Below are 12,796 nucleotides of genomic sequence, written 5' to 3' on the forward strand. Positions count from 1 at the left end.
GCGCGCTGCCGCGCTCGCCCCGCCCCCCCCCCGGCCGCCCCGCCCCCCCCGCGGGGGGGCGCGCGGCGGGGGCCCGCCCCGTCCGGGCCCTGCCCGAGGAAGGTCTGTTCCGATGAGAGCGCTGAGGCGGACGACCGCGACCCTGGTGGCGGCGGCGACCGCCGCCGTCGCCGTACTGACGGGTTGCACGACGGGCGGGGACAGCTCTCCCGGGCAGCGGATACGCGGCATCACGCTGCCCGCCTGGGACACCGGGGACTACAGCCGGCGCGAGGCGCCCGCCTATCTGCGGCAGATCGCCGCCACCGGGGCCCGGTGGGTGGTGTTCACCCCCACCTGGTACCAGGACGGAACCGGCCGTTCCACGATCCGCCCCACCGACGAGACGGCCGACGACGCCGGAGTGCGCCGGATCGTGGGCCTGGCCCACGCCGCCGGGCTGAAGGTGATGCTCAAGCCGCATGTGGACCTGGTGAACGGCGAGGACCGGGCGGACATCCGGCCCGCCGACAAGGACGCCTGGTTCACCGCGTACCAACGCTTCATCACCCATTACGCCCGTATGGCCGCCGAGTTGGACGTGGAGCAGTTCGCGGTCGGTACGGAGCTGGCGGGCACCTCCGGCGAGCGGCGGCGCTGGCGGGCCGTGATCGCCGCGGTGCGCGGGACCTACGACGGCACGCTGACCTACGCCGCCAACTACGACGAGTACGCCGGCATCCGCTTCTGGACCTCCCTCGACCTGATCGGCATCGACGCCTACTGGCCGCTGGCGGATTCCGCCACCACCGATCCGGCCCGGCTGGCGAAGGGCTGGCGGCCCGTCGTCGCCGAACTCGCCGCGTTCGCCGCGCGGCAGGACCGGAAGATCCTGTTCACCGAGGCCGGATATGTCAGCCAGCACGGGACCGCCGCGGAGCCGTACTCCTGGACGGTGAGCGAGCGCGCCGGGGACGAGGAGCAGGCGGCTGCCTACGAGGCCCTGCTGACGGCGTTCGAGGACGAGCCGTGGTGGGCCGGGGTGTGCTGGTGGATGTGGGACGACTGGCCGGACAGCGGCGAGACGGAACGGCGGCTGGCCTACACCCCGCACGGCAAGCCCGCCGAGCGGGTGCTGCGGAGCTGGTGGCGGGAGTGACGAGGACGGCCGGGCCCCGGCGCCCGGCGCGCGGGCGTGGGGCGTGGCCGTCCTCGCGCGTCACCCGGACAGGGTCCGCGGATCGTGTCCGGGTGAGGCGGTCCCGCCGGAGCGGAAGTCCATCACGGTGGCGCCTCCCGGCAGCCGCCCGGACCCGCCCGGGGTGAGCCCGGCCCGTGCGGCGAGCCGGGCGTAGTCCGCCACCGAACGCTTCCGGCCGCCCAGCAGGACCAGCATGCGCAGATCGTGCGAGGTCAGCCGGCGGGTCTCGGCCAGCGCCTCGGCGGTCCTCCCGGCGCCGGGCGCCGGCTCGCCCGGGAGCACCCGTTCGGCGATCAGTACGCGGCCACCGCCGGGGACGGCGGCGGCGCAGGTCCGCAGGATCCGTACGGCGCTCTCGTCGTCCCAGTCGGCCAGGACCCGGGAGAGGAGACACGCGTCGGCGCCCGTCGGCAGGTGGTCGAACATGTCGTGGACCGCCGCGTCCGCCCGGTCGGCGAGACCGTGCGCGGCCAGGTGGCGGCGCGCCTCGGCGACGGACCCCGCCTGGTCGGCCACCGTGCCGCGCAGATGCGGATGGGCCTGGAGGATCTCCCGGAGCAGGGCGCCGGTGCCCCCGCCGACGTCGACGACATGCCGGACGCCCGACCAGTCGTACCCGGTGCCGATGCCCCGGGTGGACTGGGAGACCTGGGCCATCAGCCGGTCGAAGGACTCGGTGCGGGCGGGCGACGCGCCCAGGTCGGCCCAGAACGGGGCGCCGTGGACCTTCTCGTGGACGGGGCTTCCTGAGCGCACCGCGTCCACCAGGTACGGGAAGGTGGTGTCGAGCCTGCCGGCCACCTCGTCGGCGTCCAGCCACTGCCGCAGATTGGCCGGGTGGCCGGAGAGGAGTTCCCCGGCCAGCTCGGTGAGCGCGTACGTCCCGGGCTCCGGCTCGGCGAAGACGTCCCGGCAGGTGAGGAAGCGCAGCAGCCGGGCGAGGGCCGCCGGGTCGGCGCCCGCCGCTTCGGCCAGGTCGGGCAGCCGGGTGTGTCCGGCGGCGATGTGGTCGGCGAGACGGAGGGTGGCCGCCGCCCGTACGGCGAACGGCGTGACGATGTCGGCGATCTCGGCGAGGGAGCGGGGCGGCTCCTGGCCGTCGGTCCGGCCCGGGGCAGAGGGGGGCGCGGTGGTCATGTACTCCTCCAGAGGGATGGCGCGGTGGCGGAGCCCGGACAGGTGCAGGGGGTGACGGTGGTCCGCGCGGACCACCCGCCCGTTTCGTGCGGCGGCGGGCCACCGGGCGGCGGACCGGCCACCGGGCCGGCGTCCCGATGTCCGGCGGTACGGTCCTCCTCCCACGGCGGCGGGTACGGGCCGGGCCCGCCGAGTTCGGTGAGCAGGGCGGCCGCCTGACGCCGGGTCCGGCAGCGACGCACGGGGGCGCCGGTGCGCCGCAGGACGTCATGGATGACGACCAGGTCCCGGCGCCGGAAGAGCAGGGCCTTGCGGAGCAGGGCGGTCAGGCTGAGCACCGGTGGGTCGCCGGAGTCCCGGAGCCGGCGCGGCACGTACTCCGTCCCGCGCGCCGTCCCCCGCGCCGTGCGGCGTCGGCCCGGTCCGCCGCGCGGCGGCGTCCCCCGTGCCTCCGTGCCCTGGGCCGAGCGCCGCAGGCGCAGACTGCGCCGTACGAGCGCCGCCGCGCACAGCAGCGGATGGCGGTCGAGGAGCACGACGAGATCGGCGGCGCGGGCGCGCGGTTCGGCGCTGCCCGCGTAGTTGCCGTCGGCGATCCACCGCGGGAGGGCGCACAGGGCACGGATCCGGCGGTCCCACTCCCTCTCCCCCGGCCGGGACCAGCCGGGGGACCAGTAGAGGTCGTCCAGGTGGTAGAGCGGCAGGGCGGTCGTGACGGCGAGCCGGTGGCAGAAGGCGGTCTTGCCGCTGCCGGGGCTGCCGAGGACGACGATCCGCCGCACCGGCCGTCCGCGCGGCGCGTCACAGGACGGAGATGCCATGGAGCTTCCCGAACCGGTCGGCGTCCTCGGAGGTGTTCACCAGTGGCTCGCCCTTGATGTTGAGGCTGGTGTTGAGGAGCATCGGGCAGCCGGTCTCCTCGTGGAAGCGCCGCAACAGGGTGTGGAGGAACGGGTTCTGCCGCGCGTTGACGGTCTGGACCCGGCTGGTTCCGTCGACATGGCAGACCGCCAGATGGGCCTCGGGTTCCCGGGCGTCGGCGACGAACTGCATGTACGGGCTGGTCGGTACGGGCAGGTCGAAGCAGGCGTGGGCGTGTTCCTCCAGGACGATGGGGGCGAACGGCCGGAAGGGTTCGCGGCGTTTGATCTCGTTCACCCGGCGCTTGGCGGTGGGCGGGCGCGGGTCGGCGAGCAGGCTGCGGTTGCCGAGGGCGCGGGGTCCGAACTCGGCCCTGCCGTGCGCCACGGCCAGGACCTCGCCCCGGATGAGCCGTTTGAGGGCGTCCTCCACATCGGGTTCCCGGTCGATGGCGTGGCCGAGGTACGGTCCCGGCCAGCGGATGTGCCGGCCGAGATGGGCGAGGGCGGAGCCGACCGAGCTGCCCGCGTCCCCCGGGCTCGGCATGATCCAGATGGTGTCGAAGAGCCCGGAGCGGGCGAGGCGGGCGTTGTAGGCGCAGTTGAGGGCGACCCCGCCGGAGAAGACCAGGTTGCGGGAGCCGGTCTCCCTGGCCGCCCAGGCGAACAAACCGTCGAGGAGCCGTTCGGTCACTTCCTGGGCGCTGGCGGCGAGCGTGGCCGGGTCGTCCTGTTCGGGGCGCCAGTCGGCGATGCCCCGGTGCACCGAGCGGGTGAGGCGGAAGTCGGGCCAGTCGGCCCGTTCGACGAAGTCCTCCCACATCACCTCGGCGAGGTCCGGCGTCCCGTAGGCCGCCAGGCCCATCATGATGTATTCCTCCTCGTTGGGCTTGAACCCCGCGCGCTGGGTGAAGGCGGAGTACAACAGGCCGATGCTGTGCGGGTAGTTCACGGTGGCGACCCGGTCGAGGCGGTCGCCCCTGCCGTGCCAGAGCGACACCGTGTTCCACTCGCCGATGCCGTCCACGACGACGACGGCGGCCTCCGGCAGCCCCGAGGTGTAGTAGCCGCCGGCCGCGTGCGAGCGGTGGTGGTCGACGATGTGCAGGCGCGCTCCGCGCAGTTGGGGGAAGCGGCGCAGATACGCGCGCAGGCCGACCGGGTCGGCCGCCAGTGCCCACTGTCCGGAGCGGAGCTGCCGGGTGCGTTTCAGGAGGGGGCGTTCGTAGTACACGACGTCGTCGACCCGGTCCAGGTGGGCGAGGGCCGCCGACAGCGCCCCCGGGTCCAGTGCGGCGTCGTTCTTGCGTCTGCTGTACCGCTCGCAGTGGGAGGCGAAGACGAGTTCGTCGTCGCGGACCGCGGCGACCGCCGCGTCGTGGCTGCGGCAGGACAGGCCGAGGATGTGCGCCATGGTGCGGCACCTCCAGTGGTGCGCGGAGTCGGGGTCGCGGGAACCGTGCGGGCCGGGGCCGGGGCGGGGTCAATCCGGCCGCTCCCCGTGCCGTACGGCCTCGTCCTGGGTGGCCGGGACCGGGACGCGGGAGCGGGTGCGGTCGGCCACCGCGTCCAGCAGCCGGGCGACCCGTTCCATCTCGGGCCGGTCCGCCAGGGAGACCCGGAAGCAGCCGCGCAGCCCCGGGACGTCGGACAGGGAGCGGATTCGGACGTGGTGCGCGGCGAGGTGGTCGCGGGCCGCGTCGGCGGTGGCGGGGCCAGGTGCCCAGAACGTGACGAAGTTGGCGCCCGGCTGGAGCGCCTGCCACTCGGGGTGGGTGGACAGGACCCGGTCGGTGAACTCCTGCCGTACGGCGCGGACGTCCCGCCAGATCTCCCGCCAGCGTGGGCGCCGCTGGGCCAGTCGTTCCAGCAGGGCGACGCCGGGGGCGCCGACGGCGTTCTCCGGGCGGAAGCGGCCGAGGTGTTCGCGGAGGTCGGGATGGACGAGCAGCGCGGCGACGCGCAGTCCGGCCAGGGCGAACGTCTTGGAGTAGGAGTGCACGACGACGACGTTGGGGAACTCGGCGACGAGCGGGGCGTGGGAGGTGTCCACGAAGTCGCCGTACGCCTCGTCGATCACGAGCAGATGGCCGCGGTCCCGGGCCGTCTCGGCGAACCGGCGCATGGTGGACGGCGGGTGCAGCAGCCCGCTGGGGCTGCCCGGGTTGGTGACGGCGGCCACCGCGGGCCCGGGGGTGCTCCGCAACGCCTCCAGCAGGGGCCCCGGGTCGGCGGTGGGCGGCGCCCCGGTGACTCCCGGCACGCCCGTCACCTGGACGCGACGGAGCGCGGCGTAGTGCCGCCAGGCTTCGAAGGCGGGTTCCTGGAGGAGGAGCCGGCCGGCCGGGCGGACGAGGGCGTCGACGACGAGGCCGATGCCGTTGTCGGAGCCCGCCGTGAGCAGGACATGACCGCTGTCGAGGCCGTGGTAGGCACCGAGCGCGTCCAGGGCGCGGTCCTGGAAGGGGTAGGCGATGGTCTCCGCCAGGGGAAGGGCGGCGAGTTCGCTCCGTACCAGCCGGTCGCTCCACGGGTGCTGGAGTTCGCAGCTCTTGAGGTTGAGCGTGCCGGAGCGGCGTTCGCGGGGCCGCCAGGTCAGGCCGAGGGTCTCCGTGCCGAGCGGGAAGCGGAATCCGCCGAGGTCCACGGTGCGGGCCGGTCCCGGCGCGCCGTGCACCGGGCCGGTCAACGGGGGGCCCGCTGCGGAATGCGTTCGTGGACGCTGGTGAGCCGGTCCTCGCGGCCGAACAGGAAGGCGTAACGGGCGTCGGCCTCGGGCCGCCGCCCGGAACCGTCGGCGCCGGCCGGTGGCTCTACCGGCTCCCCGCTGATCAGTTGCCGGTTGAAACGGGCCACTTGATGGGTCGTCATGTCGCCCGTCATCTCGTGGAACGGGGTGTACATGGTGGGGCGGATCCGGGCGCCGAGCGAGCGGGCGAACTCGACGGTGCGCGCCGTGCCCTCGACGGAGGTGCCGGGCAGTCCGACGATGACGAACGCGTTCAGCTCGACGCCGGCGGCGGCGCACCAGCGGGCCAGCGTCCGGAACCTCTCCTCCTCGATGCGTTTGTTCCGGGGCAGCCCGCCCTGGCCCTCCGGCTCCAGCGTTTCGAGCCCCACGGAGATCCGGACGCAGCCGGCCCGGCCCATCAGGGCCACCAGTTCCTCCCCGAGGTGGTGGACGGTGGTCGCGCATTTCCACTGGGGGGAGACCGGGCCTTCGATGAACCGCTCGCACAGTTCCCGTACCCAGCGCCGGTCGAGCGTGAAGGTGGGCGCGTAGAAGGCGACGTATTCGAAGGGGTGGCGGGCGTAACTGTCCCGGATGTAATCGATGACGGCGTCCACGCTCATACGCCGTTCGCGGAGTCCGAAGATCTCCGGGACTTCACAGAACTCGCAGCCGACCGGGCATCCGCGGGCCGCCGGAACGACGAGTTCGCGCCGGAAGGGTATCCCGCAGAATTTGTGTTCGTCCTTGGCGTAGAAGCGATCGTAGTCCTGGTAGGGAATTTCGTCGACATCGGGCAGGGACCACTCCTCGGGGTCGAGCCGGTCGCCGTGGCCGCCGGGTTCGAGCCAGTTCTCGCCGTGCCGTAGAGCGACGCCGGGTAATCCGGCCACAGGGACGATTTCGGGACCGGATTCCGCGAGACTGTTGACGTAGTGCGCGACTCCGCACTCGTAGTCCCCGGACTGCACGACGGCGTCCAGGTCGAACCGGCGGAAATAGCCGGGGTTGAGGCTGGAGAGCCGGCCGAAGGTGATCAGCTTGCTCTGCGGGGAAAGCACCCGGACGTACTCGGCGAATCGCGCCAGTCCGTCCACCGCGTCGAAGTCGTTCATCACCGCGACGACGTCGTAGCGGCCTTGGTAGAGCAGGTCGCCGACGCCCTTCCAGTTCATGCTCAGGGTGCCGGCCTCGCAGGTGTCCACCCGTCCCGCGCCCGGCCGGCGGCGCAGATGGCCGGCCACCATGTACAGCGGACTGTGGTGGCCGGCGTTGAAGTAACTCGGCACGTGGGGCGGCCAGATCAGCAGCACGTCCGTCATGTGCGCTCCCTTGCGTCGATGGGTCGGAACTGCGTGGACCGCCGTGCGGCGGCAGGCTCGTGGGCCGGTGCCGCTCGGCGGGGCGAAGGGTGTCCGGGCGGCGGTCCCGCCGCGCGTCCGCAGGCTCGCGGAGCGCCGGCCGGGGCCACGCGGCCCGCGGGAGAATCAGCAGGGCGTGCCCCGGTTCCGCCGGAAGCATGTGGTGCGTTCTACCCCTTTCGCAGCGCTTCCTATTCACCGGTGCGACGGCCCTCCGGCCGTTCTTGACCGGTTCCTTTCCACCCGCCCGCGTGGCATCGCGGGGAGCTGCGAGGTCAGACGGAAGGAAGAGCCGGTGGCACAGGTGCACTTCTTCTTCCATATGGCCTGAACCGACGGGACGTACCGGCGAAGTGTGTCCGGCGCGGTTGCCGCCCCGCACAATCGAGTGTTTTCATTCACACCCAGCACCTCGCATTGTGTCGCGTTACTTCCATGTGCTGTCCGGAGGTAAGTCGTGCTTGTGTACGCCAATGGCTGTTCCATGACGTACGGTGCCGAGTTGGTCGACGATCTCGACCCCGATCCCGCGTTGCGAAGCTATCGGGAGGAACATTCCTGGCCGGCCCGGCTGGGTGACTTCCTGGATGCCGAGAGCGTGGTGAACGACGCCGTCATTTCCGGTTCGAACGACCGGATATTGCGCACCACCGTCGACTGGCTGGCCGAAAACCGTGAGACCGTGGAGAAAGGCCATCTGCTCGTCGTCGTCGGCTGGTCGGGCGCGATGCGCCGTGAGTTCTATGTCGACGGCGAGTTCCGCCAGGTCATTCCGTATCAGCAGCACGGGCATGCGGAGCTCCAGAGACTGACCGATGTCTACCGTGAGGTGGCCTGGCACGACCGGGAGTCCGGGAGCCGGCTGATCACACAGATCCTGGCGCTCCAGTCGTTCCTGCGGCTGCACCGGGTCCCGTATCTGTTCTTCGACTCCATCGAGAGTTCCTTCGACACCCTCGGCCGGGCCGGTCTGGCCGGGAGCGCCGGTGTGGAGATGGTGGACCGCGCGCACTTCTACCGGTTCGGCGACCCCGACGGGTCCATGGCCGATGTGCTGCGGGCGTCCGGCACCGGGTGGAAGGGGCGGCATCCCGCCGAGGACGGTCACGAGACATGGGCGCACAAACTGGCGGCGCATGTGGTGGCCGGGCGGCTGCTGAGACGCCCCACCACCACGCCCGTCACCGCGCCCTCGGGTCCCGCCTTCACCCGCCGGCGCGTCTTCCGCTCCGCGAACCGCGATTTCCTCTACCCCTGACGCCTCTGACGCCACTGACACCTCTGACCCGCCTGACACCCCTGGCGCGTCCGACACCTCCGGACACCCCGGACGCCTCCGACGCGCCCCCTACGGAAAGGCACCCCTGATGGACAGCCCCCGCACCCCGCTCGCCCCGGCCCCGCTCTCCGCGCCGTCCGCTTGATGGGTACGCCGCCGCCGTCGGCCCCGTACCCGCCCCGGGCCCTCCCCGGCGCGGTCAACCTCCGCGCCGTGGCACCTCCGGGGGTGGTGCCCGGCCGTGTCTGGCGGGCGGGCGCGGGCGCCGCCATGGACGCGGGCACCGCCGCGGAGCTGACACACCGTCACAAGCTGCGCACGGTGGTCGACCTGCGGTCACAGGACGAGACGGACCGCTCCGGCGCCCCGGCCGCACTCCTCGGACAGGGGGTGCGGTGGGCCCGTACCCCGCTCACCGGGTACCCGCGCGGCATCGTGCACGTGCCCCGGCCGTCCCCCGGCCACTACGTCCGCTACTACCACGCCATTCTGACGCGGAGCGCCCCCGGTGGTGTCCCCGAGCTGTTCGCCGCCCTGGCCGACGCGGCGGGCGGACCGTTCCTGGTCTGCTGTCACCTGGGCAAGGACCGTACGGCGGTGGTGGTCGCCGCGCTCCTCGCCCTGGCCGGGGTGCCCGACGAGCTGATCGCCGCGGACTACGCGGCCAGCGGCCCGGAACTGGCCCCGCTGGTCGACCATTACGCGCCCAAGTGGCGGGCGCACGGCTGGACGCGCGAGGACTATCTGGTCCACCTCGGCACGCCGGCCGTGACCATGACCACCTGGCTCGCCGAACTGCGGCAGCGGCACGGCAGTGTGCGGGCCGCCCTCGTCGACGCCGGGGCCCACCCCGCCGACCTGGCGACCCTCACGGCCGCGCTCACCGCCGGGCCGCGCTCCGGCGCCCCGCACTGAGCACCGCGAACTGAGCACCCCGCACGACTCCGCCCGCTCGCCCAGCAGCGCACCGCCCCGGCGGTTCCTCTGCCCGGCGGTGGAGGCGAGGAGAAGGTCAGCCGTGGGACACCCGGAAGCCGCTCACCGGAACACCCGGCCGGCCCCCGCCGCAGCGGCCAGCTCCTTGCCTCCTCCCCCGGGGCGGAGAACCACCCGGGCCCCGCCCGCCCCGTACCCGGTACGCACCACCCGCACCCGACCGAACTCCCCTGCGACAGGAGCCCACATGAGCCCGACGTCCCCGGCGGCACGGCCGCTGCCCGGCTCCTTCCGGAGCGCGGCGGTGATCGGCGGCACCCACGGTCTGGGCCGTGCCCTCGCCCTCGCCGCACGGGACCGCGGCCTGCGGACCGTGGTGTACGGACGCTCCGCCGCCCCGCTCGCCGAACCGGGCCCCGACCCCGACGGACTGCTCCCCCGCGCCCTGGACCTGTGCGATCCGCAGAGCGTACGGACCGCCTCCGTCGAGCTGCCGAGCCCCTGTTACGTACTGTGGGTCGCCGGGGCGTTCCTGAAGAAGGCCCTGGTGGAGACCACCGAGGACGAGGTCGAGCAGTTGACCAGGCTGCTGTTCTCCGGCCCGGTGCTCTTCCTGCGGCGGCTGCTGGCGGAGGCCGAGGGCCCCGTCCATCTGATCACCATCGCGTCCTCGTCCTCGTGGAAGCGGCGCGAACGCGAGTCGCTGTACTGCGGACTGAAGGCCGCGCAGGCCACCTTCGTACGGAACCTGGTGCCCGAACTGCTCGCCGCGCACCCGGAGAACCGGGTCACCCTGGTCAACCCCGGTGGCCTGGCCGTACCCGACTTCCACACCGGGCTCGCCCTGGACTTCGGCGCCATGATGGACCCCGGCGAGGTCGCCGGGATCGTCTGGAACATCGCGGCCGACCAGCGGCGCGCGTTCACCGAGGTGCAGATCCTGCGCAGCCGCGAGCCCGGCTCCGAGGGCACCCCCGAGGTGTCCTACGGGGCGCGCGCCCCTCAGCCCCCCGAGGAGCCCGCCACCGCCGCGGGTGAGCCTGCGGCCCTGCCCATCCAGCACCACTGACGGAGAGGACGAAGCTCTTGCTGGACCTGAACGCGCCGGTGGAACGGCACGACGAACCGTACCGGTGGGCCGTGGCCCACTCCGTGATCCCGGCGCCAGCCGCCCGGAGCCTGCGGGAGGAGATGCCCGCGCCGCGGGCGCTGCATCCGGCCGAGCGCACCGGCGACGGGGACAAGACGTACCGGATGGCGGTCCTCCCGCTGATCCGTCACGGGGAACCCGAGCCCGGCATGGCCGAGATGGGCGGGACCTGGCACGGGCTGGTCGAACACCTCCAGGCGGACACCTACCGCGACTGGGTGGCCCGCACCATCGGCGTCGACGTCTCCGACACCGTCCTGGACATCGGTCTCTTCGTCTTCCAGGGCGGCGACCGGATCTCCGCGCACACCGACAAGCCGGGCAAGCGCGCCACCCATGTCATCTACCTCAACGACGACTGGGCGGACGACCACGGCGGGCAGTTCGAGGTCAGAACCGGCCCCGACCTGACCGTCAGCCCCTACGCCACCGTGGTGCCGGGCGGCGGGCGCTCCGTCCTCTTCGCCCGCTCGGACCACTCCTGGCACGCGGTCGCCCCGGTGGCCGCCCATGCCCCGCAGTACCGGCTGACCTGCCAGGTGGAGATGTGGAACCTCGGCTGACCCCCACGCTGCCCGGCGGCGACCGCGCCCCCGGCGACGCCTCTCCCCCGTCGCCGCCCGGCCCGGCGCCGTACTGGGACATCGACATCGGACCGCGCCTCGCCGACGAGGTACGGATGTCCGGGTTCAAGCACCTCATGGTGGGCTGTCTGGCCGCGGCCTGCCTGTCGGAGGAGCCCTGGGAGGTGCGCAACGCACCGGATCTGACCGACCGTCAGGCGCTGGCCGGAATGGCGCGTGCCCTCGGCGCGCGCGTCGACATCGACGCGGCGGCGGAGCGGGTACGGATCGACGCGGCCCCGCTGACCGGCCACCGCGTGCCCGCCGACTGGTCGGCGCGGGTGCACGGCGGCGCCTATCTGCTGCCCGTGCTGCTGGCCCGCCACGGGCGGGTGGAGTCCGGGGCGCACGGCGGCTGCCGGATCGGCGGCGGGCACCGGGGCGGCCGTCCGGTGGAGCACATCGCCGGGGTACTGGAGCGCTTCGGGGCCACCTGCGCCACGGACGGCGGCGGACTCACCGCGACGGCGCCCCGGGGTCTGCGGGGCGCCGTGATCGACCTGGCCGACTTCTCCACCCCCGACCCGTGCGACGGACTGCCCACCGGCCCGCACTACTCGGGCGCCACCAAGACCGCGCTGCTGGCCGCGGCCGCCGCCCGGGGCACCACCGTGCTGCGGCACCCCTATCCCAAACCCGACGCGCGCGAACTCGCCCGGGTCCTGGCGCTGGCCGGGGTGGCGGTGGACGTGACCCCGGACGTCATCGAGGTGCAGGGCGCGGACGGGCCGATCGGCGGGGCGTCCCTCACCCTGCCCTCGGACCTCCTGGAGGTGATCACCTTCATCACGGCGAGCGTGCTGCTCGACCAGGAGCTGACCCTGCGGCTGACCCACGCGGAGGTGGTACGGGACGGGCTCGCCCCGGAGCTGCGCCATCTGGCGCGGATCGGGGTCCCGCTCCGCTGGGACGGCGATCTGCTGCGGATCCGGCCGGCCGTGGGTCCGCTGGCACCGGACCGGGTCGTGGCCGCGTCCCATCTGGTCTACAGCGACGCCCAGCCCCTGTTCGCGCTGCTCCTGCTGGCCGCCTCGGCGCCGTCGACGCTGGTGGAGACCGTCTGGTCGGGCAGGTTCGGCTATGTCGACGGGCTGCGCTCGATGGGCGCCCTGCTGGCCGTGCACGGGCAGGAGCTGCGGATCCGTCCCGGTGCGCTGCGCCCGGCGTCCGGACCGCTGCGGGGGAACGATCTGCGGGCCGCCGCCGCGCTGCTGCTCGCCGCGCTGGCGGTCGGCACCCCGCACCGGCTGTACGGCGTGGAGCACCTGGCCCGGGGCTACGCGCGGCTCCCCGCCAAGCTCCGCGCCCTGGGCGCGCGGATCACGCCCGGCGGGACCGCGGATCCCGCGCACTCCGCGGATCCCGCGCGCGCCACGGACGCGGACGTCCCGGCGGATCCTCAGGACAAGGAGGCGTTCCACGATGTCTGACGGCCCGTCCACCACGGCCCCGGCCGCCCCCGCCCGCGGCGGGGGCCCCCGCCCCCGGCGGGCTCTTGCCCCGCGCCGGCGGGGCCGGCGGGCCGGGCAACCCCACCCC

At 73.7% G+C, this 12,796-nt stretch carries 11 protein-coding genes; 6 read left to right on the forward strand and 5 right to left on the reverse strand.

Going from position 1 to position 12,796, the window contains the following annotated elements; genetic code table 11:
• Positions 1–112: 112 nt before the first annotated feature.
• Entirely contained in the window at positions 113–1,138 is a 1,026-nt protein-coding gene (locus ACFXPK_RS04725; protein WP_385071628.1) for a glycoside hydrolase family 113, read from the forward strand.
• 60 nt (positions 1,139–1,198) lie between these two features.
• Here the strand turns inward: ACFXPK_RS04725 and ACFXPK_RS04730 are convergent, their stop codons facing one another.
• The 5 genes from ACFXPK_RS04730 to ACFXPK_RS04750 form a co-directional block, all read right to left on the reverse strand.
• Positions 1,199–2,317, reverse strand: coding sequence for a methyltransferase (locus ACFXPK_RS04730; protein WP_385071631.1), 1,119 nt, complete (start codon positions 2,315–2,317; stop codon positions 1,199–1,201).
• Entirely contained in the window at positions 2,314–3,138 is an 825-nt protein-coding gene (locus ACFXPK_RS04735) for a hypothetical protein (protein WP_385071634.1), read from the reverse strand. The genes ACFXPK_RS04730 and ACFXPK_RS04735 overlap by 4 nt, the downstream gene beginning before the upstream one ends.
• Positions 3,119–4,591, reverse strand: a complete 1,473-nt coding sequence (locus ACFXPK_RS04740) for a carbamoyltransferase (protein ID WP_385071637.1) — start codon at positions 4,589–4,591, stop codon at positions 3,119–3,121. Before ACFXPK_RS04740 ends, ACFXPK_RS04735 begins: the two co-directional genes overlap by 20 nt.
• A 69-nt stretch (positions 4,592–4,660) precedes the next feature.
• Entirely contained in the window at positions 4,661–5,866 is a 1,206-nt protein-coding gene (locus tag ACFXPK_RS04745; RefSeq protein ID WP_385001733.1) for a pyridoxal phosphate-dependent aminotransferase, read from the reverse strand.
• Positions 5,863–7,230, reverse strand: coding sequence for a B12-binding domain-containing radical SAM protein (locus ACFXPK_RS04750; RefSeq protein ID WP_385071641.1), 1,368 nt, complete (start codon positions 7,228–7,230; stop codon positions 5,863–5,865). Before ACFXPK_RS04750 ends, ACFXPK_RS04745 begins: the two co-directional genes overlap by 4 nt.
• Before the next feature lie 523 nt (positions 7,231–7,753).
• Here ACFXPK_RS04750 and ACFXPK_RS04755 point away from each other — a divergent pair.
• The 5 genes from ACFXPK_RS04755 to ACFXPK_RS04775 all read left to right on the forward strand — a co-directional run bounded on the left by ACFXPK_RS04755 (position 7,754) and on the right by ACFXPK_RS04775 (position 12,687).
• Positions 7,754–8,527, forward strand: a complete 774-nt coding sequence (locus ACFXPK_RS04755) for a DUF6071 family protein (RefSeq protein WP_385001727.1) — start codon at positions 7,754–7,756, stop codon at positions 8,525–8,527.
• Positions 8,528–8,761: 234 nt separating this feature from the next.
• Positions 8,762–9,463 carry a tyrosine-protein phosphatase gene (locus ACFXPK_RS04760; protein ID WP_385071644.1) on the forward strand — a complete coding sequence of 234 codons (702 nt, stop codon included), beginning with the start codon at positions 8,762–8,764 and terminating at the stop codon, positions 9,461–9,463.
• Positions 9,464–9,731: 268 nt separating this feature from the next.
• Positions 9,732–10,553 (forward strand): SDR family NAD(P)-dependent oxidoreductase, encoded by an 822-nt coding sequence (locus tag ACFXPK_RS04765; protein ID WP_385071647.1) that lies wholly within the window; start codon positions 9,732–9,734, stop codon positions 10,551–10,553.
• Between the two features lie 17 nt (positions 10,554–10,570).
• Positions 10,571–11,197 carry a 2OG-Fe(II) oxygenase gene (locus tag ACFXPK_RS04770; protein WP_385001718.1) on the forward strand — a complete coding sequence of 209 codons (627 nt, stop codon included), beginning with the start codon at positions 10,571–10,573 and terminating at the stop codon, positions 11,195–11,197.
• Positions 11,182–12,687 (forward strand): hypothetical protein, encoded by a 1,506-nt coding sequence (locus tag ACFXPK_RS04775; protein WP_385071649.1) that lies wholly within the window; start codon positions 11,182–11,184, stop codon positions 12,685–12,687. The genes ACFXPK_RS04770 and ACFXPK_RS04775 overlap by 16 nt, the downstream gene beginning before the upstream one ends.
• Positions 12,688–12,796 lie beyond the last annotated feature (109 nt).

Origin of the sequence: Streptomyces sp. NPDC059142, from assembly GCF_042755665.1 — a bacterium.
Lineage (GTDB): Bacteria > Actinomycetota > Actinomycetes > Streptomycetales > Streptomycetaceae > Streptomyces.